The sequence below is a fragment of the Pedobacter jaeyakensis genome, from assembly GCF_054461315.1.
This window is the reverse complement of the sequence record NZ_CM136921.1, coordinates 2,880,549-2,906,524: the sequence shown is the minus strand read 5'-3', so window position 1 is coordinate 2,906,524 and position 25,976 is coordinate 2,880,549. Positions and strand designations below refer to the sequence as shown.

General features: G+C 40.4%; 23 protein-coding genes, 1 tRNA gene and 1 other RNA gene. 15 read left to right on the top strand and 10 right to left on the bottom strand.

Features of this window, described 5'->3' with window-relative positions; translation table 11 throughout:
* Positions 1 to 72: 72 nt before the first annotated feature.
* Positions 73 to 1,302: an MFS transporter gene (locus tag ACXZ1K_RS13015; protein ID WP_458970098.1), complete on the bottom strand. Its 1,230-nt coding sequence runs from the start codon at positions 1,300 to 1,302 to the stop codon at positions 73 to 75.
* A gap of 100 nt (positions 1,303 to 1,402) precedes the next feature.
* Positions 1,403 to 1,600 carry a coproporphyrinogen III oxidase gene (locus ACXZ1K_RS13010; RefSeq protein ID WP_458970097.1) on the bottom strand — a complete coding sequence of 66 codons (198 nt, stop codon included), beginning with the start codon at positions 1,598 to 1,600 and terminating at the stop codon, positions 1,403 to 1,405.
* A 147-nt stretch (positions 1,601 to 1,747) separates the two neighbouring features.
* On the opposite strand from ACXZ1K_RS13010, the gene ACXZ1K_RS13005 reads away from it, so the two are divergent.
* The 6 genes from ACXZ1K_RS13005 to ACXZ1K_RS12980 all read left to right on the top strand — a co-directional run bounded on the left by ACXZ1K_RS13005 (position 1,748) and on the right by ACXZ1K_RS12980 (position 7,602).
* Complete coding sequence (locus ACXZ1K_RS13005) at positions 1,748 to 2,233, top strand: DUF4442 domain-containing protein (protein WP_458970096.1); 486 nt, start codon at positions 1,748 to 1,750, stop codon at positions 2,231 to 2,233.
* Positions 2,234 to 2,252: 19 nt separating this feature from the next.
* Entirely contained in the window at positions 2,253 to 2,876 is a 624-nt protein-coding gene (locus ACXZ1K_RS13000) for an AlbA family DNA-binding domain-containing protein (RefSeq protein WP_458970095.1), read from the top strand.
* A gap of 34 nt (positions 2,877 to 2,910) precedes the next feature.
* On the top strand, positions 2,911 to 4,281 hold the full coding sequence (locus tag ACXZ1K_RS12995; protein WP_458970094.1) for an MATE family efflux transporter: 1,371 nt from the start codon (positions 2,911 to 2,913) through the stop codon (positions 4,279 to 4,281).
* Positions 4,282 to 4,402: 121 nt separating this feature from the next.
* Positions 4,403 to 5,341, top strand: coding sequence for a sulfite exporter TauE/SafE family protein (locus ACXZ1K_RS12990; protein WP_458970093.1), 939 nt, complete (start codon positions 4,403 to 4,405; stop codon positions 5,339 to 5,341).
* A 65-nt stretch (positions 5,342 to 5,406) separates the two neighbouring features.
* Positions 5,407 to 6,498: a sensor histidine kinase gene (locus ACXZ1K_RS12985; protein WP_458970092.1), complete on the top strand. Its 1,092-nt coding sequence runs from the start codon at positions 5,407 to 5,409 to the stop codon at positions 6,496 to 6,498.
* A gap of 33 nt (positions 6,499 to 6,531) precedes the next feature.
* Positions 6,532 to 7,602, top strand: coding sequence for a histidine kinase (locus ACXZ1K_RS12980; RefSeq protein WP_458970091.1), 1,071 nt, complete (start codon positions 6,532 to 6,534; stop codon positions 7,600 to 7,602).
* A 206-nt stretch (positions 7,603 to 7,808) separates the two neighbouring features.
* On the opposite strand, the gene ACXZ1K_RS12975 is transcribed toward ACXZ1K_RS12980, so the two are convergent.
* On the bottom strand, positions 7,809 to 8,849 hold the full coding sequence (locus tag ACXZ1K_RS12975) for an aldose epimerase family protein (RefSeq protein ID WP_458970090.1): 1,041 nt from the start codon (positions 8,847 to 8,849) through the stop codon (positions 7,809 to 7,811).
* 131 nt (positions 8,850 to 8,980) lie between these two features.
* Here ACXZ1K_RS12975 and ACXZ1K_RS12970 point away from each other — a divergent pair, with 131 nt between their 5' ends.
* The 4 genes from ACXZ1K_RS12970 to ACXZ1K_RS12955 all read left to right on the top strand — a co-directional run bounded on the left by ACXZ1K_RS12970 (position 8,981) and on the right by ACXZ1K_RS12955 (position 11,420).
* On the top strand, positions 8,981 to 10,132 hold the full coding sequence (locus ACXZ1K_RS12970) for a galactokinase (RefSeq protein ID WP_458970089.1): 1,152 nt from the start codon (positions 8,981 to 8,983) through the stop codon (positions 10,130 to 10,132).
* A gap of 71 nt (positions 10,133 to 10,203) precedes the next feature.
* Positions 10,204 to 10,734, top strand: coding sequence for an RNA methyltransferase (locus ACXZ1K_RS12965; protein ID WP_458970088.1), 531 nt, complete (start codon positions 10,204 to 10,206; stop codon positions 10,732 to 10,734).
* A 9-nt stretch (positions 10,735 to 10,743) separates the two neighbouring features.
* Positions 10,744 to 11,331: a hypothetical protein gene (locus ACXZ1K_RS12960; RefSeq protein ID WP_458970087.1), complete on the top strand. Its 588-nt coding sequence runs from the start codon at positions 10,744 to 10,746 to the stop codon at positions 11,329 to 11,331.
* On the top strand, positions 11,316 to 11,420 hold the full coding sequence (locus tag ACXZ1K_RS12955; protein ID WP_458970086.1) for a YdeI/OmpD-associated family protein: 105 nt from the start codon (positions 11,316 to 11,318) through the stop codon (positions 11,418 to 11,420). Before ACXZ1K_RS12960 ends, ACXZ1K_RS12955 begins: the two co-directional genes overlap by 16 nt.
* A 66-nt stretch (positions 11,421 to 11,486) precedes the next feature.
* Here the strand turns inward: ACXZ1K_RS12955 and ACXZ1K_RS12950 are convergent, their stop codons facing one another.
* Together ACXZ1K_RS12950 and gltB are read right to left on the bottom strand one after the other, a co-directional pair.
* Positions 11,487 to 12,953 carry a glutamate synthase subunit beta gene (locus ACXZ1K_RS12950; protein ID WP_458970085.1) on the bottom strand — a complete coding sequence of 489 codons (1,467 nt, stop codon included), beginning with the start codon at positions 12,951 to 12,953 and terminating at the stop codon, positions 11,487 to 11,489.
* A 3-nt stretch (positions 12,954 to 12,956) separates the two neighbouring features.
* On the bottom strand, positions 12,957 to 17,468 hold the full coding sequence (gene gltB, locus ACXZ1K_RS12945) for a glutamate synthase large subunit (protein ID WP_458970084.1): 4,512 nt from the start codon (positions 17,466 to 17,468) through the stop codon (positions 12,957 to 12,959).
* 399 nt (positions 17,469 to 17,867) lie between these two features.
* Here gltB and ffs point away from each other — a divergent pair.
* Together ffs and fsa are read left to right on the top strand one after the other, a co-directional pair.
* An RNA gene (ffs, locus tag ACXZ1K_RS12940) (signal recognition particle sRNA small type) lies at positions 17,868 to 17,967 on the top strand.
* Positions 17,968 to 18,140: 173 nt separating this feature from the next.
* A complete protein-coding gene (gene fsa / locus ACXZ1K_RS12935) occupies positions 18,141 to 18,806 on the top strand; it encodes a fructose-6-phosphate aldolase (RefSeq protein WP_458970083.1) in 666 nt (221 codons plus the stop codon).
* A gap of 83 nt (positions 18,807 to 18,889) precedes the next feature.
* On the opposite strand, the gene ACXZ1K_RS12930 is transcribed toward fsa, so the two are convergent.
* Positions 18,890 to 19,438, bottom strand: a complete 549-nt coding sequence (locus ACXZ1K_RS12930) for a D-glycero-alpha-D-manno-heptose-1,7-bisphosphate 7-phosphatase (protein ID WP_458970082.1) — start codon at positions 19,436 to 19,438, stop codon at positions 18,890 to 18,892.
* 145 nt (positions 19,439 to 19,583) lie between these two features.
* On the opposite strand from ACXZ1K_RS12930, the gene ACXZ1K_RS12925 reads away from it, so the two are divergent.
* From ACXZ1K_RS12925 to ACXZ1K_RS12915, 3 genes are all read left to right on the top strand, one after another.
* Positions 19,584 to 20,414, top strand: a complete 831-nt coding sequence (locus tag ACXZ1K_RS12925) for an alpha/beta fold hydrolase (RefSeq protein ID WP_458970081.1) — start codon at positions 19,584 to 19,586, stop codon at positions 20,412 to 20,414.
* Between the two features lie 133 nt (positions 20,415 to 20,547).
* Positions 20,548 to 20,620, top strand: a tRNA-Lys gene (locus ACXZ1K_RS12920).
* Between the two features lie 455 nt (positions 20,621 to 21,075).
* Positions 21,076 to 21,348: a hypothetical protein gene (locus ACXZ1K_RS12915; RefSeq protein WP_458970080.1), complete on the top strand. Its 273-nt coding sequence runs from the start codon at positions 21,076 to 21,078 to the stop codon at positions 21,346 to 21,348.
* Positions 21,349 to 22,145: 797 nt separating this feature from the next.
* Here ACXZ1K_RS12915 and ACXZ1K_RS12910 read toward each other — a convergent pair.
* Genes ACXZ1K_RS12910 through ACXZ1K_RS12895 form a run of 4 tightly spaced genes read right to left on the bottom strand, consistent with a single transcriptional unit; the run spans position 22,146 to position 25,975 of the window.
* Entirely contained in the window at positions 22,146 to 22,916 is a 771-nt protein-coding gene (locus tag ACXZ1K_RS12910; protein ID WP_458970079.1) for an NARF domain-containing protein, read from the bottom strand.
* Positions 22,903 to 23,373, bottom strand: a complete 471-nt coding sequence (locus tag ACXZ1K_RS12905; RefSeq protein WP_458970078.1) for a Mov34/MPN/PAD-1 family protein — start codon at positions 23,371 to 23,373, stop codon at positions 22,903 to 22,905. Before ACXZ1K_RS12905 ends, ACXZ1K_RS12910 begins: the two co-directional genes overlap by 14 nt.
* Entirely contained in the window at positions 23,370 to 25,016 is a 1,647-nt protein-coding gene (locus ACXZ1K_RS12900) for a ThiF family adenylyltransferase (protein ID WP_458970077.1), read from the bottom strand. Before ACXZ1K_RS12900 ends, ACXZ1K_RS12905 begins: the two co-directional genes overlap by 4 nt.
* Positions 25,016 to 25,975: a nucleotidyltransferase gene (locus ACXZ1K_RS12895; protein ID WP_458970076.1), complete on the bottom strand. Its 960-nt coding sequence runs from the start codon at positions 25,973 to 25,975 to the stop codon at positions 25,016 to 25,018. The genes ACXZ1K_RS12900 and ACXZ1K_RS12895 overlap by 1 nt, the downstream gene beginning before the upstream one ends.
* Position 25,976 lies beyond the last annotated feature (1 nt).

Sequence of the window (25,976 nt, the reverse complement as noted above, 5' to 3'; positions counted from 1 at the left end):
TAAATGAACTCAAAGTTAAGTTTTACGGGAGGTAATCATTCTTAATAAAGGAGATAGTACATTTTTTTGACATTATTCCTCCGTGTAGTTCAAGTCTTTCCCATAGGTTTCATCAAGGTTGTACAAGGCGATGTACGCTATGGCTACTGTGCCCACTGCGAGTATCAATCCTGAATTGATTACGCCAAATTTGCTGGTTAAAAACTGGAATAAGAGGGTCACCAATATTAACGAACCTCTCACCATATTCGGCACACTCGTCGTAACCGTCGCCCTTAAATTCGTTCCGAAATGCTCGGCCGACATGGTCACAAAAACAACCCAATAGCCGGTAAATAATCCAAAGAACAGGCATAAAACATAAAACTGATTGGCAGTCCAGCCGGTATGTAACAAATAAAATAACATGGCAGCGAAGGTTAATGTAATCGACACAAATACCACTTTCTTTCGGGTCTTGAACAGCTGACTTAAGGCCCCACTAGCAAAATCACCTAATGATATTCCGATGTAGGTAAACATGACACCTTTCCCGTTATCCAGTACATCCACAGCTCCTAAAGCTTTACCAAAAACAGGTGCAATTCCAACCAATATTCCTACAACATACCATAATGGCACTGCAATGAGAATACAATTCAGGTATTTGAAGAAGCGTCTTCTGCTGGTAAACAACATCAAGAAATTGCCCTTTGCCACATCCTTTTTCGACATTTTCTCAAACATGCCCGATTCAAAAACTCCAAAACGCAACAACAAAAGTACAATGCCTAGTCCGCCTCCAACAAAAAATGCGGTGCGCCATTCAAATAAATCGCCAACAATATAGGCGCCTACTGCTCCCATCAATCCAATACCTGCAACCATCATGGTACCATAACCACGTTTTTCTTTACTCATACTTTCGCTCACCAGCGTTATACCGGCTCCCAATTCTCCGGCCAATCCGATGCCTGCAATAAACCGGAAAGCCGCATACATGGGTATCGTAGTTACAAAACCATTTGCAATGTTGGCAATAGAGTACATAATGATAGACCCGAAGAGTACGGAAAGGCGACCTTTCTTATCACCCAAAATACCCCAGAAAATACCTCCTATTAAAAGACCAGCCATCTGCCAGTTCATCAAACTTAAGCCGGTTTCGGTAATCTTATCGGCAGGTACGCCCAACGCCGCCAAGCTCTTGTTCTTAATAATCAGAAACAACAGCAGGTCGTATATATCAACAAAATAGCCTAGAGAAGCTACAAGGATCAAAAAGAAAATTTTTTTATTGGTAGTTGTTTCAACAGCACTCATACGTTTTAATTTGGCTGCTGAAAATACAAAAAAAGCGTAAGCTATAACAATCAAAATTGAATTGTTATCTGCTTACGCTTTTCCAGTAAGTAAACCGATATTACATTGGCTTAACCGTAGTATCAGGAGGCATAACCGGCATTTTCGTCGTGTCTTTCACAGTAGTATCAACCGGCATCACTGTGGAATCCTTCATAGTGCTGTCCGAATTTTCAGAAACATTTTTTGTCGAATTGCATGCTGTTGCGGCTATCATTAAAGAACCTGCAAAAGCAAGACTTAAAACTAGTTTTCTCATAATCAATTGTTTTGTTTTTATAAATAGGTCAACATCAATAAGATATAAAAGTTTTAAAAGCCTTCATAAATTTCTGCTTTGCCATTGTTAAACAATATTTATTCACATCATTTCAATGTTCAATAAACTTTCAGATATTTAAACATCATGATTGTCTCCGAAAATACCCTCAAATGGGGATTGTGCTTGTATCCTCCACTTTTCTTTCAGCGAATTTGGGTAAAAAGGTTCCACAAAGGATTTCGTGGGGTAGATGTTAAGATCAATAAGAGTCTATTCAATACAAATTACAATAAATCCATTTTTGGCGGGACCATTTATGCTGCAACAGATCCATTTTATGCCTTATTATTTGATCAGCTGCTTCAACGCGAGGGGTTTAAAGTCCGTGTTTGGCTTAAAAGCGCATCCATACAATACCTGAAACCTGGACGTAGTGATCTTTTTTTTACAGTTATTGTTACGGATGATATGTTAAATGAAGCCATTGAATCGTTAAACACTTCAGGTAAATTCGTTAAAGCGTATCCAATGGAAATTACAAACCCAGCCGGTGAAATCTGTGCCACAGTAATGAATGAAGTTTACATCAGGAATTTACACCAGGGCGAAGCGCCTCGTATTGCTTATTAATTGCTAAAGGAACACGCAAATGAACATCAAGAGACTAATATTACAGGGCGAGGGAACTACACTGGATTTTAAAAAAACGATCACCAGCAATGAGAAGATTGCAAAGAGCCTGGTTGCATTTGCCAATAACAAAGGCGGACAATTACTTATCGGTGTAGCTGACGACGGTAGTGTTAAAGGTGTAAAATCAGAAGATGAAGAACGTTACATGATCACCAAAGCTGCGCATCAGTTTTGTAAGCCTGCGCTGGAACCTGAATTTGAAGAAGTATATGTAGATGATAAGTTGGTTCTGGTGGTAAAAATTGCCTCAAGTGATACCAAACCGCATTATGCGCTCGATGAGCACAAAAAATGGTGGGTGTACTACCGGGTCAACGACAAAAGTATACTGGCCAGCAAAATTATTGTAGACGTGATCAAAAAGAGCGCGAAATCTGACGGAACACTAATCAGATATACCGACCAGGAAAAAAAGCTTTTTGAATACCTGAAGCTGGAGGGGCGAATTACTTTAAAGGAGTTTAGCAAGCTTACCCGAAGCTCTTACCGACAGGCTCAGAAAATAATTGTCAATTTGATATTAGGAGGCGTTTTAAAGCCTGTTACCTCAGAGAAAGAGGAATATTACATTACTGCGTAAGAAAATTAAGGCTAAAAACCCGACTTTTGCCTCAATGTTGAGCAGCTTTTACACCAAGTATAAACCATACTACAAGGATAACCTCCATCTGGCATTACCAATTGTGGTATCGCAGCTTGGGCACACGTTGGTGCACCTTGCAGATAGCGTAATCGTTGGCCATTTTGCCGGGACGATACAACTGGCCGCTGTTTCTCTCGTTAACAGTGTGTTTATGCTCATATTGGTTATGGGCATTGGCATATCCTACGGATTAACGCCGCTGATTGCCCGTGAAAATGGCAGCAGCAATTACTATGAATGCGGTAAGTTGCTATCTAACAGCCTAATTATCAACTTCGGAACTTCAATCATACTCTACCTGTTGGTGCATATCGGCTCTTTGTTTGTCATAGACCATATCGGGCAATCACCAGAGGTAGTGGCCTATGCAAAACCATATCTTGCCTATCTGGCTTTCTCCATCATACCACTGCTCATTTTCCAAACCTTTAAGCAATTTGCCGAAGGGCTCGGTTTTACAAAACAGGCAATGTACATATCCATTTGGGGAAATGTAATTAACGTGATCCTGGGGGTAATTTTTGTCAGAGGCATGTTCGGTATACCTGCAATGGGCGTTAAGGGCGTGGGCTTGAGTACACTGATAGACAGGACACTTATGGCTATCGTGATGTTTACTTACGTGATGAGATCTGTCCACTTTAAAAAATACATCCAAAGCTTTAAAATAACATTTATAGATAAGGTCAGGGCAATGCAGATCATAAAAATTGGGGCGCCCGTGGCTATGCAGTATTCGTTTGAGATCAGTGCCTTTAGTGGCGCAGCAATTCTTATTGGTACTATTGGAGCAGTTGAGCAAGCTGCGCATCAAGTAGCCATTAATCTGGCAGCTATCACCTACATGATGGCCAGCGGAATCGCCTCGGCGGCTACAATCAAAACCGGTAACAACCTGGGAAAAAGCAATCTACTTGATCTCAGGAGATCTGCAATAGCAAGCTATCATGTCACCATTGTATTTATGAGTGTTACTGCCGTCTTTTTTACTTTCGCAAATACGTTCCTGCCATATATTTATACAGAGGATAAAGCTGTTATAGATATCGCAGCCCAATTACTCATCATTGCTGGATTTTTCCAGCTTTTTGATGGTACCCAAGTGGTTGGTCTCGGTATTTTACGCGGTATTGGTGATGTAAACATACCCACCATTATTACCTTTATTGCCTACTGGATCATTGGAATACCTCTGGCCTATTTGTTAGGAATAACCCTAAACCTTGGTGTTAACGGAATTTGGTATGGACTCACCTTTGGCTTGCTGGCGGCTTCATTCCTCCTATTCTTCCGGTTTCAGTACAAAACCAAATTGCTAGCTGCATCACATGTGGTTGTGTAATTAGTTATTTACATCTTTTTGGAAATATAATTTCATTTATTCACAAAGTTGAGTTAATATTGCCTACTAAATCCATAGACATTATTATATACGTCTTATTAGGCTATAAATTCAACATTTTATGACTCCCCAAGAAAACCAGAGCAACACTGCGATCATTAATAACGTGCAAGAACGCAAATGGAAAAAGGTTGCCTATTATTGCCTGGTCATACTCACAGGGCTATTTTTGGGCATTGCAGCATACACGTATCTTTCCTACGATCTGCTGGTTTCCCTTAGTAAGGATTTTTACACACAATTGGACGACAAGTTCTTTTGGATGTTGCTTGTTGGATTCGTTGCACAGTTGGTTGACGGAGCTCTGGGTATGGGATACGGAGTAATATCCACCACCCTTTTACTCTCAGGAGGCCTAAATCCCGCCGTAATATCAGGAAGTATCCATACCGCAGAAATGTTTTCTAGCGGAGCCTCAGGATTTAGCCACTATCGTTTTGGCAACGTCAACAAAAAATTATTCAAGACTTTACTTATTCCAGGTGTTTTAGGTGCAATTGCAGGTGCGATCTTGCTTGCCTACGCCGGCGAGGCTTTTTCTAAATGGATCAGACCGGTAATATCATTTTATACGTTGTTGCTGGGTATCAGAATCCTTTTAAATGCGTTTAAAGAAAAGCAAAAGTCACAAAAAGTCAAACGCGCAGGTTGGCTTGCCGGTGCAGGCGGTTTCTTAGATTCGTTTGGAGGCGGAGGTTGGGGGCCATTAGTTACCTCTACACTAATCGCTAAAGGTCGCACGCCAAAATATGTGATTGGCTCTGTAAGCCTGACTGAGTTTTTTGTAACCATGGCCAGTGCAGTAACCTTCTTCTTTATTTTGGGCGTCAGTCACTGGCAATCTATCCTTGGCCTTATAGCTGGCGGTGTTTTGGCAGCGCCGATTGCAGCCAAATTAGTTGGCAGACTTCCAATCAAGAAGATGTTCATTGGCGTAGCGGCAATTGTGATCATTTCCAGCATCCGCATCATTTGGATGTCGGTTTCAAAAATGCTTTAATTTGTTAAAGTCGTTAAATCTTTAGCTTATCTCAAACTAAACAAATAAATTTGCCATAACCACAAATGGCAAACTTAGCACTCAAACAACAAGCCTCTACTACGTTTAAAAATTACCGCTGGGTACTTCATGTGCTGTTTTGGCTTTGTGCATTTTTAGCCTATTTTTTTAGCCATTACCTTTCCGGCTTCTTTGAAGTTAAGTCATATCCGAAGTTTGTATTAGAAGGCATATTTATTACCAAATTCAGCATGTATGTGTTGGCGTGTTATTCTTTTTTGTTTATTGTAGTGCCACTATACAAGCAACCGCAACGATATATTTATTGGTTTAGCTTTTTCGGTGTCCTGTTATTTTGGTATTTGGTACAAGTATCGTTGTTCTGTTTAATTTACAAAAGCGCCCCTTTCCAACCTATTAATGTAGACAACTCTTTTCTTGGGATAGCCAACAGACACTATTCCAACTATCTCGTATTTTTTTCCATATTTATTGCGTTTTATTATTTTGTAGATATCTACGACCAGCAGAAGGGCCTTAGACAACTGGAGCAATATAAAACTCAAAAAATTGCTTTAGAAGCCAGCTTTCTCAAGTCACAGGTCAATCCACATTTTCTTTTTAACACGCTCAATAATATCTACGCACTGAGCTTGAAAAAGTCCGATCAAACGCAGATCATTATCGAGCGATTGGAATCTTTACTTCATTACATGCTTTACGAATGTAAGGCCGAACTTGTACCGCTGGAAAATGAATTTACCTTTACCGACAGCTACATTGCTTTAGAAAAGTTACGTCATAAGGATGATCGCTGCACGGTAACCGTCAACGTTAATGGTGATATTAAAAACAAGTACATTGCCCCTTTACTGTTGATCAATTTTTTGGAAAATGCCTTTAAGCATGGAACAAAAGCAAGCTTTGGCAAATCATGGATAAACCTCGATGTAGATGTTAGCGACGATTTGATGCATTTTAAACTTCAGAACAGCAAACCCTTTAACATGGTGGGGCAAGCAATTTCTGAATATAAAGGTGGAATAGGTTTAAGGAACGTGCGTCGCAGATTGGAAATTCTTTATCCACTGCGCCATCAGCTGCACATTAATAATCTGAAAGACAGGTTTGAGATAGATCTATCCATCAATATTTAAAAATAACACCAAACAAAAATTACGAATCACAAAATGTCCAACATAGTAGAGCTAGAAATCAACAAGAAAAACCGCTGGGTATATTTTACCAAGTACCGCTGGGTGGCTCATGTTGGCTATTGGATCTGGGTGTTGTGCGTAGGTACTTTGTTTCGGTTAGAAGTTAAAATCACACCTTCTGTTCTCTTTAATCATTTCATTTTAGACAACCTTCTAATTGCCACATTTTTTTACATCTATTGCCTGTACATCATCCCCTACTATTTTAAGCGGAACAAAAACCTGCAGTTCTGGATTATAGTCTTTGCTGCATACCTGTTCATACCCGCTGTTGATGTATATTTTAATAAATATTTCGTTCACCTGAGTACTAATCAACATGCAAACTTAAGTTTCATGGCGGCATATACCAGCAACCTGGCCAATTACTTACTAAACTTCATGATCTTTTCTATGATGCTATTCTTTATGGAAAAGAACGAAGAGAGCCACACCAACGTGGAGATGGAAAAAGAGAAACAGGAAATAGAACAGGTAAAACTAGATATGTTAAAAACCAATATTAGTCCTGATTTCCTGATGCGCTCGCTCTCCCAGCTAAAAATCGCAGCCACAAACCAAGATAGCAATACACCAGAATCTATCTTAACCTTTTCAGACCTGCTACGTTACAGGCTCTACAGCAAGAGGAAACATTCCGCATCGCTGAAAGAAGAGCTTGAAGCTTTACAGAGCTTCATTCATTTTATTGAGTTGAATAACCATCAAACCAATCTTAACATTCACTTAGACGTGCAAGGCGATGTTGAAAATAAGAGCATTGCACCTCTTGCCATCGTCAACGTGGTAGAACCCTTTTGCAAGGCAGCATCTAACAAACCGGTTGCACTGAATATGATCTTGTTAATTGATGATGCTGAAATTACGCTGGAAATGGATTATGGCTTACGCGCCAATCCCCTACTTTTGGCTGATCTGGAAGAGTATGGCAACAGCTATCATCAATTATATGAAGGTAGTGTTAAATTCCATTTTGAAAACTGTGAAGATGATCGTTGTACGATTAGCTTAACGCTCCCTGTTTTACAGCATCTAGAGAAATAGCTATACCAGACTAGACACCTTGCATATGGCCCTAAGAAAAATCTGTCTTTTCTGGCTGTTTGCTCGGTGTTTGGTCGGTGTCGGCTCGGTGTATTCACCCAGAACATAGCCCTTAAAGGCCGATTTTTGTCCAAAAACAGTGTTCTTTGTATGCCAGGCGTATGCAAGAACTACCGAAGCGGCTCTAATGGATTAAAATTCAAACCTTACTTAACTTGTTCTATTTTATAAATAGTGGTTTGATGATAGGTCTCGCCTGGCCTCAAAACTGTTGAAGGAAACTCAGGAACATTTATTGCATTTGGATGGTGCTGGGTTTCTATACAAAAGGATTCAAAAGGCTGATAGTGAGCCCCGCCTTTACCGTTTTTAACATCAGTGTATTTTGCCGTATAAAAATGCGTTACCGGCTCAGTAGTATAAACAGACAGCTTTAAGCCACTCGATGCAGCTGTGGTTTCCGATGCCAATGTTAGTTCTCCATACTGTTTGTCCAATACGAATGTTTGGTCGTATCCTTCCTGTGGATCCCAATCCTGCCCGATGGGCTTCGGCGCGAGGAAATCATAAATAGTTCCCTCTACAGGAAGTTCCCTGCCTGTAACAGTGTACGTATCATCCTGTTCCAAATATTTACTTGCCGGGATATGCTGAATATAGTCGGCTATAGAACCTAAGTTTGCCGACAAATTAAAATAGCCATGATGCGTTAGATTTACAGCTGTAGCCTCATCAGTTGAAGCTTTAATGTCGATGATCAACTCGTCTTCATCGGATAACTTATAAGTTACCTGTAAGGTTAAATTGCCAGGATACCCTTCCTCGCCTGCCGGACTAATATATTGAAGGGTAACACTTGGGTCGATGGTCGACAAAACATCCCACACCCTCTTGTCAAACCCCACCTTGCCACCATGCAGGGAATTTCCATCTGCAGAAAGAGAAAGGTTATAGTTTTTACCATCAATTTGAAAGTTTCCGCCTTTTACCCTATTCGCGTAGCGTCCAATAATGGCACCTAAATAAGGATAGTTGGCTAAATAATCTTCGCTAACGTATTGATCGAAATCGTCAAAGCCTAAAACGATATCTTGCTTAGCACCATGTGCGTTGGTTACCACAAATTTGCTAACAATAGCGCCGTAATTATATATTTTTACGTAAGTGCCCTTAGTGTTAGTGAGTTCTATTCCTAAAACCTCTTTGCCATCAATGATTTTACCGGTTCTTACTAAGTGAGTCTTCATACTTTATGCTATAAATTATGGATTGCAATTACTCGATTCGGTTCATAGTTGTATATTAGAGACCGATTCGGTAGCGATGGCAATACTATCAATACTTTATTAAAACTAAAACATTAATTTAAAAAATTACAATGAAAGCGGAATTAACCCAAAAATTCTTAGAGACATACCATCACGAAGCAACTGCTCATTACTTTACTCCAGGACGTGTAAATTTAATAGGTGAACATATCGATTACAATGGGGGTTTGGTGATGCCATGTGCGGTTACTATGGGAACTTGGCTGGTTTTGGCGCCCAATAGCGATAAGGTATTGCGGTTTAAAAGTTTGAATTTTCCTGAAGAGACTGCTATCGAGCTTAAAAAACAATACACAAAAACTGGGTCTGAATGGTTTAATTATCCCTTAGGTGTTTTCAATGAACTGTTGAAAGATCACGACATTGCTACTGGGTTAGATATGTTGTTTTATGGTAACGTACCTATCGGCTCTGGATTGTCATCTTCTGCTTCTATTGAAGTGATCATGGCCTACGCATTAAATGATTATTTCAACCTCGGTCTGGAAAAAATTCAACTTCCATTATTGGCACAAAAAGTTGAAAACGAATTTATTGGTGTAAACTGCGGCATAATGGACCAGTTTGCAGTGGCTTTTGGTGAAACAAACAAAGCAATTGTTTTAAACTGTGATACTTTAAAATATAAGATTGTTGATTGTGATTTGGGCGATTACAACCTGGCCATCATCAATACCAATAAGCCGCGTAAACTGGCAGAATCTAAATACAACGAAAGGGTAACTGAATGTCAGGAAGCATTGGCCGACCTAAATACAGAAATCAAACTGAATAATCTTTGTGAATTGACCTATGAAAAATTTGCCTTGCACAGTCACCTGATCAAAGATGAAACTGTATTGAAACGTGCTACACATGTAATTAAGGAGAACGACCGTGTTAATCTGGCTGCCAAGGCATTAAATAGCGGAGAACTGGAAGAATTCGGTAGATTAATGTATGCCTCGCATCAATCACTTAAAGACCTTTATGAGGTAACAGGAACAGAGCTGGATACCGTAGTAGATTTTTGCAGGGATTACGATCATGTGATTGGTGCACGTATGACTGGTGCCGGTTTTGGAGGTTGCGCTATCGCATTGCTGAAGAAAGGGAAAGAAGAAGATTTTTCTAAGCAACTTACCGATTATTATGTAGAGCGTATTGGGTATCCGGCAGCGATATACATCAGTGAAATAGGAAACGGCGCAAGCGCTATATAGCGCTAAGCTGAGTCTTCATCTTCATCCTGAATTTATTTCAGGATGAAGATGCTAATAAAAAAACTTTGCCCTTGGAAAAACTTAAACTAGATCAGCTTAATAGAGTCTCTGTTGAAGAGTTCAAAGCGCAGGAAAAACTTCCGGTCGTTGTGGTGCTGGACAATGTGCGCAGTATGCACAATATTGGTTCTATTTTCCGGACTTCAGATGGGTTTTCAATTGAGAAGTTAGCGCTCTGCGGCATTACTGCCCAGCCACCTCACCGGGAAATAGAGAAAACCGCGTTAGGCGCTACTCAATCTGTTGCCTGGCAACACTTTGATACAACCCTAAATGCTGTAAAAGCTTTGAGAGCGGAAGGCTATCAAATTATTGCTATTGAGCAAGCATCAGGCAGTACCATGCTGAACACTTTTATACCTGCTCAGGAAAAAAAGTACGCTTTGATTTTTGGCAATGAGGTAAATGGTGTGGATGAGGAGGTCATGAAAGAAATAGATGAATGCATCGAAATTCCACAGTTTGGCACCAAACATTCCTTTAATATTACCATATCCGCAGGTATTGTTTTGTGGGATTTCTTCGCTAAATTGAGGTTATAATCAAGAATCATGATCCAGACCTTTATTTACAATCAAGAAAATGCTTTATTAAAAAAGCTGTACTTCAAACCTGGTTTTAAAGTGCTTATGGTGAACGCACCTGAGCAAGGCGCTTCCATTTTGGGAGATACTGCCGATTTAACTTTTGTGAACGATCAGGGGAACTTTAATGGGCTCTTAATTTTTGTTAAAAATAGTTTGGAGCTGAAAGAGGTATTACTAACCTGGTCTTCATTGGTCATGACTGATAAGATTGTTTGGATTGCGTATCCTAAAAAAGCATCAGGAATACCTACCGACCTAAAGATGGAAAAATGGAGCGAGCTTGAGGAGTTTCAATTGACGCCATGCGGGTCTGCTTCAATAAGTGACATCTGGTCGGGATTAAGAATCAAAGCCATAAACGACGTTAAACGTTCAGGCGTAGGAAATACGGAAATTAAAACCAATGCCTATGCGGATTTTATTGATGTGGAAAACAAGGTGGTCACCCCTCCTGCTGATCTGGCAAAATTATTCTTGCAACATCCGGCAGCTGCTGCTTTTTTGAAACTCTTGCCTATTCTCATAAAAAAGAATATGTGCTTTGGATCTTAACTGCAAAACAAGAAGCGACGCGGACAAATAGACTGCAGAAGACGATTGAAATGTTGCTGATGAAAAAGAAAAATCCCACCGAGAAATAAGAACAAAAAACGGGTGCTCAACTCACATTGGCACCCGCTCTAATAACGAAGGAACTCGTCTTTTATTTATGCATAAGGAATACCGTCTTTAGAAGGTAGACTACTGTGTCCCATCAAATACTGATCTACTTTACGAGCGGCCTCGCGACCTTCAGATATTGCCCATACTACTAAAGATTGCCCACGGCGCATGTCACCTGCAGCAAAGATCTTTGCAATATTGGTTTGGTACTTACCCTCATCTGCTTTCACGTTTCCGCGTGCGTCAAGCTCTACACCAAGTTTCTCTAACAAACCTTCTTTTTGAGGATGCAAGAAACCCATAGCCAACAGTACCAGCTGGCAAGGAAGATCCCTTTCTGTACCTGCTATCTCTTTAAAGCTAACTGGTCGGCCAGAAGGATCAATCTCCCACTCCACATCTACCACTTTAACCGCCTTTAAGTTACCGTTCTCATCCTTAAGGAATTCTTTAGTATTGATACCCCATCCACGCTCGCAGCCTTCCTCATGAGAAGAGGTAACTTTAAGCACCATTGGATAAGTTGGCCAAGGCATGTTAGGTGTTCTGGCAGATGCAGGCATTGGCATGATCTCAAACTGCATTACAGATTTCGCACCATGGCGGTTAGAAGTTCCAACACAGTCAGAACCCGTATCACCACCACCAATAACGATTACATCTTTACCGGTTGCTGTGATCGCTTCTCCACCAATATCAAAATTACGTACACGCTTGTTCTGTTGCTTCAGGAAGTCCATGGCAAAATGTACCCCTTTGGCATCTCTGCCCGGAGCAGGAAGATCACGCGGAATGGTAGAACCACCAGCCAAAACGATGGACTGATACTCTCTTAACAAAGTATTCAGTTCCACGTTAGTACCCACATTGGAGTTACACTTGAACACCACGCCTTCTTTTTCCATCAAAGCGATACGTCTTCTAACTACGTCTTTCTGTAATTTAAAATCAGGAATGCCGTAGTTCAACAATCCACCTGGCGTATCGTCACGCTCGTAAACTACAACTTCGTGGCCAGCTTTATTCAATTGAGCAGCGGCCGCCATACCTGCAGGACCAGAGCCAATTACCGCTACCTTTTTACCAGTACGGATCAATGGCTGCTCTGCTTTGATATAACCCTTATCGAATGCGATTTCGATAATGTGTTTCTCAATTTCCTCGATAGATACAGGTGATTTGTTGATACCCAATACGCAGGCCGACTCACAAGGAGCTGGACAAATCCTTCCTGTAAATTCAGGAAAGTTATTGGTGCTCAATAAAATAGTTGATGCCAGGTGCCAATCCGCTTTGTATACGGCATCATTAAATTCAGGAATTACGTTGCCAAGCGGACAGCCCGATTGACAGAAAGGAACACCGCAGTCCATACACCTGGCCGCTTCCTTATTCACCTGTTCAATTTCAAAGTTCTTTACGAACTCGTTATAATGTTGTAAACGCCCTTTTGCATCTTCTTTTAAAGGAGCCGTTCTTTCATATTCTAAAAATCCAGTTACTTTTCCCATTGCTTAAGATATAGTTAGTTGGTTTGCTTTGCTTAATAATACTGCTTTGTATTCTTTAGGGAATACTTTAATGAAATGTGCCGATTGAGTTGCCCAATCACTTAACAAGAACTTAGCTAAGTTACTATCAGTCAACTTAACATGCATTTTCAACAAGTGGTTAATTCTCAATTCATCTTGCTCATCAAGCGGATCAAGATCAACCATCTCCTTATTACATTTGCTGGCAAAATCACCTTTAGAATCGTACACCCATGCAATACCACCACTCATACCTGCGGCAAAGTTAAAGCCGGTGCCACCAATAACCAGTACTTCACCACCGGTCATGTACTCGCAACCGTGATCACCTAAACCTTCCACAACAGCAGTAGCACCAGAGTTACGCACAGCGAAACGCTCGCCGGCTTGTCCGCGCACATACAGCTCACCACTTGTAGCACCATACAAGGCAACGTTACCTATAATGATATTTTGCTCAGGAACATATTTTACGTTACTAAAAGGATAGATAGATAAGCGGGCTCCGGATAAACCTTTACCTACATAATCGTTTGCTTCACCTTCCAGTTGCAAAGAGATTCCTTTTGTTGCAAATGCACCAAAACTTTGTCCGGCAGAACCTTTAAACTTAAAGTTGATGGTATCAGCCGGAAGTCCTTGTCCCTTATAGATTTTAGAAACCTCGTTAGACAACATGGTTCCAATGGCACGGTTGGTATTTTTCACTTCAAACTCAGCGTAGATCGGCTCTTTAGTGGCCAATGCAGGAGCAGCAGCTTTAACCAACTCATGATCAAGTATCTCAGACAAACCATGATCCTGTTCTTCAGTTTGATACAAGCTTAAACCATTGTCTGGCGCTTTAAATAAAATAGCAGACAGATCCAGGTCTTTTTGTTTCCAATCCTCTTCTGCTACGGCGCGAACACCAAGCGCATCAGATTGACCGACCATTTCATGAATAGTTCTGAAACCAAGTTCGGCCATTGTTTCCCTTAACTCTTGTGCTAAGAAATAGAATAAGTTAACCACATGATCAGCCTCACCAGTAAACAATTTACGCAGGTTAGGATCTTGAGTAGCCACACCAACCGGACAAGTATTTAAATGACACTTACGCATCATGATACAGCCGGCAGTAACTAAGGCAGCCGTAGCAACACCCCATTCCTCTGCACCTAAAAGTGTAGCGATGGCAATGTCTTTACCAGTTTTAAGCTGTCCGTCAGTTTGTAACACTACCCTGCTTCTCAACCTGTTTTTAACCAATGTTTGGTGTGCTTCAGCTAAACCAAGTTCCCAAGGTAAACCAGCATGCTGTATAGAAGTTAAAGGAGATGCTCCAGTACCACCATCAAAACCAGAAACCAAAATCACATCAGCATGCGCTTTAGCAACACCGGCAGCAATAGTACCTACACCAGCTTTAGAAACCAGTTTTACGTTAATCCTTGCCGCACGATTGGCATTCTTTAAATCGAAGATCAGCTGCGCTAAATCCTCAATAGAATAAATATCGTGGTGTGGCGGAGGAGAAATCAAACCTACACCCGGCGTAGCGTGACGAACCTTCGCAATCCATTCATCTACTTTATGACCAGGAAGTTGTCCCCCTTCACCAGGTTTAGCACCCTGGGCCATTTTTATCTGCAGTTCATCGGCATTGGTTAAGTAATAACTAGTCACCCCAAAACGTGCAGAAGCAATCTGTTTAATAGAAGAACGCATGGAATCGCCGTTAGGCAATACTTCATAGCGCAATTCATCTTCACCACCTTCGCCTGTATTGCTTCGGCCGCCAATGCGGTTCATGGCAATGGCCAAGGTGGAGTGAGCTTCATGAGAGATGGAACCGAAAGACATGGCTCCCGTTGCAAAACGCTTCAGGATGTTTTCAATTGGTTCAACTTCCTCAATCGGCACAGCGGGACGGTTGTATTTAAATTCAAACAATCCGCGGATGGTGTAAGCTTGTAAAGTTTGCTCATTTACCAGTTTAGCGTATTGTTTGTAAGTGTTGTAATCATTTTTACGGGTTGCATTTTGCAACAAGTGAATGGTTTGCGGGTTAAACAAATGTTGCTCACCTTTACGTTTCCATTGGTATTTACCACCAGTAGGCAAAATCGTATCCGGACGGGTAGCCAATTTGAAGATCCTGTTGTGCTTGATCAGGGTCTCACGGGCAATTTCATCCAAACCTAAACCACCAATTCTCGATACTGCACCGGTAAAGTATTTGTCGACCACCGATTTATTGATACCCAAGATCTCAAAGATCTGCGCACCATGGTAAGATTGTAAGGTAGAAATTCCCATTTTAGAGAAGATCTTCAACAAACCACCGTTGATAGAATAGATGTAATTGTTGAACAATTTTTCAACCTTAACGCCAGATTCAGCTTCAAAACCTCTAATGGTTTCCAATGCTAAATAAGGATTAACCGCGGTAGCACCAAAACCAATTAAGGTTGCAAAATGGTGTACTTCCCAAACATCACCAGCTTCCACAACAATACCTACCGCACCACGATAACCTTTACGGATTAAGTGATGGTGCACTGCAGATACCGCCAATAAAGAAGGAATTGCCGCATGTTCAGAATCTAAGGCACGATCAGAAAGGATAATTACCTGGAAACCATCTTCAACAGCATCAACAGCGTAGCGGCATAAACGCTCGATACCCTTCGCCATAGAACCAGCTTTACCATCCGCACGGAAGTAGGTCTGCAAAGTTTTTGATTGGAATACTCCAGTATCAATACTTCTTAGTTTTTCTAACTCCGTATTGGTCAATATCGGGTGCTTAATGCCTACACAGTGACACTGCATGGCGGTTTCCTCCAAAAGGTTACCATTGGCACCCATAAAACCTGCAAGGCTCATCACCACTTTTTCCCTGATTGGGTCGATAGGCGGATTGGTTACCTGTGCAAACAATTGTTTAAAATAAGAAGATAAGTGCTGAGGCTTTTGAGAAAGCACAGCTAAAGGAATATCCGTTCCCATGGAACCAATAGCCTCTTTACCTTCAACAGCCATAGGCTTAAGCAATAGATCGATATCTTCCCTGCTGTAACCAAAAACCTGCTGATAACGGAAGATCGACTCTTCAGATAATCCGCTAAATACCACGCGTGGCTCAGGCAATTCTTCCAGTTTGATCTGGTACTTGTTGATCCACTCTGCGTATGGCTTACTGCCACAAACTTGTTGTTTAATTTCCGTATCAGAAATGATGCGGCCCTGCTCCATGTCCACCACGAACATTTTACCAGGTGTTAAACGGCCTTTTTCGATAATCTTGCTTTGGTCCAATGCTACTGCACCAGCTTCAGAAGCCATGATGACGATATCATCAGAGGTAATGGCATAACGCTGAGGGCGTAAACCGTTGCGGTCTAACGTAGCACCAATCAAATTACCATCTGTAAAAGAAACAGCTGCCGGTCCATCCCATGGCTCCATCAAGGTCGCATGGAATTTATAGAAAGCGCTCTTCAACTCGTCCATGTCCTCGTTACCATCCCATGCTTCAGGGATTAGCATCATTAACACGTGAGGTAAAGAACGGCCAGAATGAAGTAACAACTCTACCACGTTATCCAAACAACCAGAATCAGAGTTGGTCTCGTCAATAACCGGAAGCAGTATATTTAATTCTTCCTGAGTAAAATAAGCCGAGGCAAAAGATTTAACACTGGCACGGAACCAATTTAGGTTTCCTTGCAAAGTGTTGATCTCGCCATTGTGTGCAATGTAGCGGAAAGGCTGCGCCAGTCGCCATGAAGGAAAAGTATTGGTAGCAAAACGCGAGTGGATCAAGCCAAAAGCAGAAACCACGCGCTTGTCGCTAAGCTCGGTAAAGTAGGTACGCACCTGCAATGAGGTAAGCTGACCTTTATATACAATAGTACGGGAAGAAAAAGAAGCAATGTAAAATTCGTGGTTGATTCCTTTAACCGTATTGTTGATCGTTTTAAGCAAGTAGTTTTTGAATACATAAAGTTTACGCTCAAAATCTGCTCCTGCCGGGATATTATTTGGTCGGGCAATAAATACTTGCTCCATTTCTGGCTCTACAGATAAAGCCATGTCGCCAATACCATCGGTGTTGGTCAACACTTTTCTAAAGCCTAATACTTCCAGGTTTAGTTTTTCTGCTGCACGGTAGATGATCTCCCTGCACTCTTCTCTTGCTCTCACATCTTTCGGTAAAAAAAGCATGCCGACGCCATAATCTCCAGATTCGTTTAAGCTGAAGCCAATTTTAAGGCATTCGTCATACAGGAATTCATGAGGGATCTGGATCATGATACCGGCACCATCGCCAGTATTGATTTCAGCTCCGCATGCTCCGCGGTGATCAAGATTTTCAAGAATGGTTATTGCATCGGAAATGATTTGTTGTGACTTTCTGCCTTTGATGTGGGCAACAAATCCGATACCGCATGCGTCGTGCTCAAAACGCTGGTCGTATAACCCCTGGTTATCTTGGTTTGGTTCCATAAGTCTCGTTTAGTTAGTGATTCGGTATAGTGTATTACTGACACTAAGTTATAAAAAAAAATTAACGTATTATAATATTGGCATCTTTTTTAAAAATTATGCACTAGTTTTCAAATAAGAGCGTACATAATTAACACATTCGTAATTTAAGAGATTATATATTACGAATATGAGATTGTTGTTATTTAGAATTATTTTAGCTAAACAGCGCTTTTAACGCGTTTTGGGTAATGTTGATTTATCGGACTAGCACAAATTAAACCTCGCTCCTTTCTGTATGATATTTAAATTTACGAAGATTAATCTAACAATCAATCACTTACCTAACAAACGCTTTTATTTCCTAAAAAATTGTATTTATTGTTTTTGTAGATTCAATTGTATTGCTACATTTGCGCCGGGCAAGTCTTTTACGATCAGCTCCTTTTGAACTCCCCCAGGTCGGGAACGAAGCAAGGGTAGAAAGTTGTAGCGATGCGATAAGAGGTGCTTGCCCATTTTTACTTTCCTATAGTAAAAATGGTTTTCACCAAACAGATATTCCAAAAAATTCTTCATCACTTCCATACTAATTCCTTAATTTAGCCCTATCTAATTTGCTTTGCTTAGTAGATCATTATTTAGCAGGCAGATTGTAACCCCAATAATCACCAAAACTTAAATTTAATTAGCATGAAATTTTTCATTGATACCGCTAACCTGGACCAGATTAAAGAGGCTCAAGACCTTGGTATACTAGACGGTGTAACCACTAACCCAAGTTTAATGGCCAAAGAAGGCATTAGCGGCGAAGAGAAAGTAGCAGCACATTACAAAGCGATATGTGATATCGTTGATGACAATGTGAGCGCAGAAGTTATCGCTGTAACTTTTGATGAGATGGTTAAAGAAGGCGAAGCACTTGCTGCCTTAGACCCGAAGATCGTTGTTAAGGTTCCAATGATCAAAGATGGTATCAAAGCCATCAAGTATTTTTCTTCGAAAGGTATTAAAACAAATTGTACGTTGATATTTAGCGCAGGACAGGCATTATTGGCTGCAAAAGCGGGTGCTACTTATGTATCTCCATTTTTAGGTCGTTTAGATGACATAGGTACTGAAGGTTTAACCCTTGTTGAAGATATCCGTTTGATATTTGACAACTACGGCTACCCTACTCAAATCCTGGCAGCTTCTATCCGCGGACCATTACATATCATTGCTTGTGCAAAATTAGGTGCTGATGTAATGACCGGACCATTGTCGGCAATTTTAGGTTTGTTAAAACACCCATTAACAGATAGCGGTTTGGCAACATTCCTTGCAGATCACAAAAAGGCAGCTGCTTCTGTAGCTTAATCATTTGTTTTTATATAAAAAGCCTCGCTGATTTATTCAGCGAGGCTTTTTTGTTATAGACCTACAACTATCTGTGGCTATTCCTATTTGGTGTCTTCAACCAATTTTAGAACAGCTGCTGAGTAGGTTTTCATTTCAGTGCCTTCCAGCACACTTTTTACGAAATCGTAATCTATCGCTTCATCAGGAACAATCTCAATCCCCTTCACTCCTGCTCCGTTCGCTGCTTCAACATCACGGGGCTTATCGCCAATCATGACAGATAAAGCCGGGTCAATGTTGTAAGTCGCAATGGCTTCCAGTAACATACCAGATTTAGGCTTGCGACAAGCACAATCGCCGGTAACCGTTGGATGGTGCGGACAGTAATAAGCATGAGTAATTACTGCACCTTGCGCTTCAAATTTCTCAAATAACAGTTTGTGCATTTTTGCCAGCTCCTCTTCCGTATAGCGCTTTAAAGCAATACCACCCTGATTGGTAATCACAATGAGCAAATAACCTTCATCGTAAAGCTTCTTTAAAGGTGGGATCTGGTATTCCAAAACTTCAAAATCTTCGAATCTGGTAATGTAATCGTAGATTTCATGGTTCAATACCCCGTCCCTATCTAAAAAAATTGCTTTGTTCATGATGTATTCTTTAATGTATCTTACTTAATAATTTATTGATTCCCAAATATGGGGATATAAAACAGGATAGTAAAGTCTTGCTCTGGAATTTAAACAAAAGGGCCTTCTAAACTGTTATAAAAACATTAAAAACAAGAACCTAATTATGCCATACATTAAAAAGAACCCCGAAAACGTCAATTCAGTTAATATCTATTTCGAAGACATAGGTCGCGGAAAACCAGTAGTCCTAATTCACGGTTGGCCAGTATCTCACGAAATGTGGGAATACCAGGTAAATGCGTTGGTTGGCGCCGGTTATCGCTGTATATCTTATGACAGACGTGGTTTCGGACAATCAGATAAGCCATGGGACAATTACGATTATGATACCCTTGCGGATGATCTTCATGAAATACTGTTGACGTTAAACCTAACAGATGTAACACTGGTAGGATTCTCTATGGGCGGTGGCGAAGTGGTTAGGTATTTAGGCAGGTATGGTTCTTCAAGAGTTACCAAAGCAGTATTGGTAAGCTCTGTAGTGCCCCTACTGGTACAAACAGAAGACCATGAAGAAGGCGTGCCGCGAGAAGTGTTTGACGGCATTGTGGCGAACATCCATAAAGACAGACCAGCTTTCTTAAAAGAATTTGGTAAAGGCTTCTTTAGCGAAGGCGTATTGAACAAACCTGTGAGCGACGAAATTCAGCAGTGGATGTGGAATTTAGCTATAGTAGCTAGTCCGCGTGCAACAGCACAATGTGTGCGTTCTTTCTCAGAAACTGATTTCAGGACAGACTTGAGTACCATCATGATCCCGGTGATGATTGTGCATGGAGATGATGACAAAACCGTACCGATCGGTGCGACAAGTGAGCTCACTTCTCTACAATTGCCGAACGCTGCCTATTATAGAATAGAGGGCGGTCCGCATGGCCTATTCATCACTCATAAAGACGAATTGAACCAATTATTGCTCAATTTTATCGGTTAAGGATAATTAATTAGGCTAAGAATCAGTACGGTAAGTGATTTGTAGCATTATAATTTGCAGATTAATTAATGTACTTCTATATTTGCACCACTTTAAACGGAAACGCTTAGAGTAAAGTTCCACAAAGAACTTTGATTCCGTAGCTCAGCTGGTAGAGCATTACACTTTTAATGTAGTGGTCCTGGGTTCGAATCCCAGCGGGATCACAGAAGATAGTACAAAAACTAAGTAAAAGCTTGCAAATCAAATGATTGCAAGCTTTTTTTTTGTAGCGGAAAAATTAGATTACTCACCGATTTTCATATTTAAGTGTTTGATTCGGCGAGTAATTTTGCAATAAAAAAACTCATCGAATTATTTTTAACCAACTGTTTAACAAGACTTTCTACCATCCAACATCTTAATGTTTTCAGACTGCGGGGCTATTTTTTAACCTTAATCATTTTATACGAAAACTAATTTAGCCTGCTTTTTATCTTAAAAAGCAGAAAACTATTGTGCGACCATGTGTCAGTCTATTTAAGATAACTGTTGGCGGAAAAAGGGCAGAGATAACCAGCAGGCTTGAGTGTGATCCTGAAAGGTGTAATAACAAATCAGGCAGGTAGGGTGGAAAAAAGGAAGATGTCAAAAGCTTTAATGCTATTGAAATTCTTACTAAATGGCATCAAAATGGATAGAGAAGAAGCAAAAAAGTCTTGGAATTGCTATATTTTTGGTACGCAAAGCTGGAGAATTACTTTTAAGTATTAATATTGATCCATCCGACGATAGAGCGATAAAAACCAACTGTGAGGATAGAATACGCCGTTTAGAAGCTAAAATGGTACGTATTTCCGCTCAGCCACTTGTGAGGATTGAGATTAAAAAACTATTCAATAAAGTCGAAAAAGGGCTTCTAAGCTTGACGAGTTGTATATTAATGCTGATGTAGCTGATGAGCTTAGAATTATCTTCTGTCTATATAGTAACAACTTCAGTTCGACAGAGAAATTTATCGAACTCCTAAATCTAATGCTGTAGCGGACTTAATAATATCGATTAAGAGAAAGTTAAAAGGGAATTCTGCATTTGCGCTTTCATAATAGAAGAATAAAAAGTTAAAAATCCGTTAACTTTTCCTCCTTGTCCCGGCCTCAACAAAGCTTTTTTCCATAGAAAAAAGGACAAAAAATACAGTAGCAGAAGCATGGCAGGCGGCAACCGGAGCAACCTAAATCCCGAAAGGTGGCGGCAGCCATTATGGTTGCGTGAATGCTAACTGCCATTAGCTTCGCTTTCCTTTTTTGCCCCTTTTTTTAAAAGCTTAGCAGCATATCCCATCTTATAGTATGGCATTTTGATTCATCTTGCAAAAGCGCAGGTGCATGGCAATGCTCCTGCGGCACGGCGGTAAATACGGGTGAAGTAATGGTGCAAGCGTAGCGGCGAATGGATGAATCGGTATTTACAACATAGCCCCGTTAGCGATAGCAGTAAAAAGCCCGGAGCCGCTTTTATCAGCGGCGAGGACTTGGAACGGATAGCGCGTGCCGCAGGCAACGGTATAAACGGAAAAAAATAGAATAGTATTGAACTAAAAGATTTTCCTGCACAGACAGCCATTTCATAGTTGCAGGATAACAAGAAACGGGCTATAGTTAAAAAGCAGATGCCCCGAATTTATTATCCAGGGCATCCGGCATGAAACGCTTCTACAGATATTAAAACTTGAGAAAGCCTCAAAAAATATTAATCATTTAAAGCCCTTGAAATTTCCATGAATTTTAATGCCTGTAAAATATTGTGATATAAGGTAATCTGTGAACTGGCAAAGGTTAGCCTTGCATGAGGTTCCAACCTTGCACGAGAGTAAGCTACAAAGTAAGTGTCACTTTCGTCAGCATCTTCAAGGAAACTGCTGATAATATTTTGATCTAATTCACCTTCAGGCGTATTAAAGATAATAAGATCGTGATCGGGCATGTTTTCATCCCGTCCTTCTACTCTGGCAATGACATTGTTAAATTTCATCCTTTCAAGAAATGTAATCAGACCTTGGTTTGATTCTGCGTCTGTGCCAATGATCAAAAGCTGCTTCGTCTTACGAATCCGATTATCAAACATTTCCGTTTCAACAACACGTAATATATCTTCCCGGTTCTTCTCAACAATCACCCCTATTTTTTCCATTATCAATTTGCTGGTCTTCTTCTTTAAGCCCCAAATCAACTCATAGAGCGTGTAAAGAGCGGTAGGTATGCCTAAAGCGACTAAAATAAACAGGCCATATTCTGCTGTTTTAAGTTCATCCAATTTAGTTTGTACCTTTTCATCAGCTTTGTTTTCTATCTTTTGAATGACAGCTTTTGAATAACTGTCGATGTTATCCTTGTAGTCCTTAATACTGGCAACATCTGCTTTAAGTTTTTCTATTTGCGGATCAGGCTTACCTTTTTGCGCATAGGCAGTTCCCATATACATGAGCAGTATTGCTACGATAAAAAGTTTAAACTGTTTCATACTTATAAAGTTTTTGGTTAAAAAATACATAGAATCCAACTTTTATTACATCGCGGGTCAAACCCAAAATAAGCATCACCGGGTTTTTAATATTGACATCAGGGTGCTTGACAATAGTTTCAAACGCTCTTACATCGGTCATACTGGGCGTTGGCGAGCCGTTGGGATGTGTATGCCATTCCCCTACGTAAACCTGTGGTGGTTCCTGCCGAAAATACTCCTCCAATATATTCGACATACCATCAGATGCTCTTTCAAAGCTAACAGGAGAAGCTTTGAATTTCTTTGGTAGCACGGTATCATTTAAATAAACGGTCTGATTATCTTCTGAATAATGACCTGTAAGCAAACCTCCGTATTCATTGGGATAATGGAGTCGTCCGGCTTCAGATATCCGCTCCATTAATTCTGCCTGAATCTCGATGACCAGACCCAGCTCTTTACAAATGAATTTCATAAAATCGTGGTTTTGATAGTAAAATCCCCCGCTGTATTCGCCGACAGATAAAAGCTTCGCTGAGCTTGCTGCTGCATATACCGGCGATTAATCTGTTTAAGTGCATGTTGTACCAATACGGCAATATCGTTATATCCGGCTTTAAAAGTTGGGCTCCAACACCCCGTAGGGTTATATAAATCCTGATCATTTTCCTTTTCCAGCATACCAAAAACATGGATCAAAACAAGATAAAGATTTGGATTTACCGCACAAACAAGCTCTTGCGCATGGTTTGTTATAGACAAATTAATGACTTCTGATTGAAGTTCAAACTGGTTGATCAGATAAGCAAGGTCATTATCAGCGGAACAGTCGAAAATAATATTATAGCCATTAAAGTATTCCTGAAATACCTGTTTGGCATTAGAATCACTCCAAAATATTTTAGCACCATCTGTAATCATGGAGTTACCGGAAGTCTCAATAAACGGAGAAATATTTTGAAGCTGCCTCCGCAGTTCATTAACTTTATCATTAACACCTGTTAAGAACTGATATTCTGACCGGCAGACATTTTCAGGTTCCTTAGCATCATAATCTATAAGGTCAATACGCAAACACCCGCTTCTGCACAAAGTTTGAGCGACCATGCTCCCAACTGCGCCTACACCAATAATCAGAATTTTAGATTTCGTCAAACGTTCACAAAACGCACCCCTGCCAAAGAAATATGCATAACTGCAATTCCTGGTTTCGCCCCATAAGATAGGCTGCTTCTTCAATCTTGCAATATGTAGCGTTCTTGCCCCGGAAACTTTGTCAATGAATACCGGAAAGTCACTCTTCTCTATACTGATTAATTGCCAGTGCAAAAGGTTGTTTTTAATCGGATATCCCAGCAGGATAGTGATCTTGCCATAATTTTTTTTTTGAAGTGCACGTTCCGTAAAATCCAGGAAATCAACGAAATTCTGCGGTAGCACACCATTGAGATCATCCCAATCATCGACCATGAACCTTCCATTAATGACTGGGGGCTTATCTAAAACTACATATAGGCCTTGGTACTGATCCAAAGCTTTATACCCTGCACTCCAACTACACTTAAACTCTTGTTTGCCTAATGTTATTGATTGCAGGATATTTGTCGCAATAGGCTCATCGCATACCGTTCCTTCATCCAAATGAGAGAATGAAATCTCGCCAAAATCACCTTTCTTTAGCTTACAGTCCAAGTCAGTAAACAACATCACCTGATTCATACCGAGTGCCTTTTTTACAGGTACGACAACATGTTCATAATGCACATCCGTTTGGTTATCGATCAAATATCGCTGCATCCATTCTTTTAATGAAGCAAAATCCAGCAAAAGCTTTTGTCCAATATTGGGACTATGAAGGGTATGCACACAAATAGACCCATCACCATTCACATGGTTATTTACTATCAAATCCCTATTCAAAAATTTGATAGTTTCTACATTGTGAAACTGAAAAGGGTATTGCTGACCTATGATTGTTTCAAAAGATTCTGAACGATCACCCACATTGATTTTAACCGTGCCTTTTATAGCGCCTTGATCCTCTATAAAAGGCACGGTAATTATAACATTATCAATAGACTCAATAACCGCTACAATTTGTTGTAACCGATCCTGCATTATCCAAATCTGGTTGGCGGAGGGACTGAATAGCCACCGTTACCTGAACCGTAGCTATTGTTACCTTTATCTTCCTCAATCGGAAATTTATCATTGAGTGGAAAATAGAGCTTGATATTATCACTATTTTCATCAACACGCAGAATGATGTTTGCCATGTCATCACTCATAAGTGATTTATCCCAATCACTCAGGGAATCAGCAACCTCATTGCCACCGTTACCGGGATCAGGTAGCGAAACTGTTTTAACATTGTCTCTTATGTATTCTAAAACAACCTTTAACTTGTCCCACAGGCTGCCTGTAACTTCTTTTTTATCAAAAGCCTTTATGGTAATCAATTCGATAAAGAATGATTTTGGTGTTTTGACAAGATGAATCTTCCAAACTTTAAGCAGGCGGATGATCTTTCTCAGGTCTGAGCGATCCGCATTTCCCTTTATGTTTGAGATTTGAGCATTTACATTAGTTTTAATGTAATCACTACCACTTTGGATTTTACCAAACTGGTTATAAACATAAAGGTTAAGCTTTTTATCATCCGGGTATTGATCCTTATTTAATTCCCGTCCCGGAACGACATCAATTTTAACGACGTGACCATCCTTGTCGGCATAGAACTCAATACCAATGGAAACCTTTTGCTGCCGTACGTAAGCTTCACCTCCATATTTCTCATTAAGGAAATTAAAAACGCTCTCATACATATCTTTCAATGTACTAAACGCATTACGCTTGAAAGGTGCCATTAGATCGAAGTCAAACTTCTTATTAACGGCCGTATTCTTAGCATAAGAACCCGAGTTAAAAGGCGAGTAGAGATCAGAACCATAGTTGCTGTTTAAAGCAGCAATGATGTCATCACGTTTGACCTTGTGCCTATCAAACAAAGCCTGTTCCTTATTGATCTTGTGCGTGGTCAGCACATCATTTAAGTGCTTACTTCTATCGGTCGCCATT

Coding starts and splice junctions, on each gene's coding strand:
- ACXZ1K_RS12925 (WP_458970081.1), top strand. CDS start 19,584: ATGCCATACATTAAAAAGAACCCCGAAAACGTCAATTCAGTTAATATC.
- ACXZ1K_RS12960 (WP_458970087.1), top strand. CDS start 10,744: ATGATCCAGACCTTTATTTACAATCAAGAAAATGCTTTATTAAAAAAG.
- ACXZ1K_RS12980 (WP_458970091.1), top strand. CDS start 6,532: ATGTCCAACATAGTAGAGCTAGAAATCAACAAGAAAAACCGCTGGGTA.
- ACXZ1K_RS12975 (WP_458970090.1), bottom strand. CDS start 8,849: ATGAAGACTCACTTAGTAAGAACCGGTAAAATCATTGATGGCAAAGAG.
- ACXZ1K_RS12930 (WP_458970082.1), bottom strand. CDS start 19,438: ATGAACAAAGCAATTTTTTTAGATAGGGACGGGGTATTGAACCATGAA.
- ACXZ1K_RS12910 (WP_458970079.1), bottom strand. CDS start 22,916: ATGAAACAGTTTAAACTTTTTATCGTAGCAATACTGCTCATGTATATG.
- ACXZ1K_RS12985 (WP_458970092.1), top strand. CDS start 5,407: ATGGCAAACTTAGCACTCAAACAACAAGCCTCTACTACGTTTAAAAAT.
- ACXZ1K_RS12900 (WP_458970077.1), bottom strand. CDS start 25,016: ATGCAGGATCGGTTACAACAAATTGTAGCGGTTATTGAGTCTATTGAT.
- ACXZ1K_RS13005 (WP_458970096.1), top strand. CDS start 1,748: ATGATTGTCTCCGAAAATACCCTCAAATGGGGATTGTGCTTGTATCCT.
- ACXZ1K_RS12950 (WP_458970085.1), bottom strand. CDS start 12,953: ATGGGAAAAGTAACTGGATTTTTAGAATATGAAAGAACGGCTCCTTTA.
- ACXZ1K_RS12915 (WP_458970080.1), top strand. CDS start 21,076: ATGGCATCAAAATGGATAGAGAAGAAGCAAAAAAGTCTTGGAATTGCT.
- ACXZ1K_RS13010 (WP_458970097.1), bottom strand. CDS start 1,600: ATGAGAAAACTAGTTTTAAGTCTTGCTTTTGCAGGTTCTTTAATGATA.
- fsa (WP_458970083.1), top strand. CDS start 18,141: ATGAAATTTTTCATTGATACCGCTAACCTGGACCAGATTAAAGAGGCT.
- ACXZ1K_RS13000 (WP_458970095.1), top strand. CDS start 2,253: ATGAACATCAAGAGACTAATATTACAGGGCGAGGGAACTACACTGGAT.
- gltB (WP_458970084.1), bottom strand. CDS start 17,468: ATGGAACCAAACCAAGATAACCAGGGGTTATACGACCAGCGTTTTGAG.
- ACXZ1K_RS12995 (WP_458970094.1), top strand. CDS start 2,911: ATGTTGAGCAGCTTTTACACCAAGTATAAACCATACTACAAGGATAAC.
- ACXZ1K_RS12990 (WP_458970093.1), top strand. CDS start 4,403: ATGACTCCCCAAGAAAACCAGAGCAACACTGCGATCATTAATAACGTG.
- ACXZ1K_RS13015 (WP_458970098.1), bottom strand. CDS start 1,302: ATGAGTGCTGTTGAAACAACTACCAATAAAAAAATTTTCTTTTTGATC.
- ACXZ1K_RS12970 (WP_458970089.1), top strand. CDS start 8,981: ATGAAAGCGGAATTAACCCAAAAATTCTTAGAGACATACCATCACGAA.
- ACXZ1K_RS12895 (WP_458970076.1), bottom strand. CDS start 25,975: ATGGCGACCGATAGAAGTAAGCACTTAAATGATGTGCTGACCACGCAC.
- ACXZ1K_RS12905 (WP_458970078.1), bottom strand. CDS start 23,373: ATGAAATTCATTTGTAAAGAGCTGGGTCTGGTCATCGAGATTCAGGCA.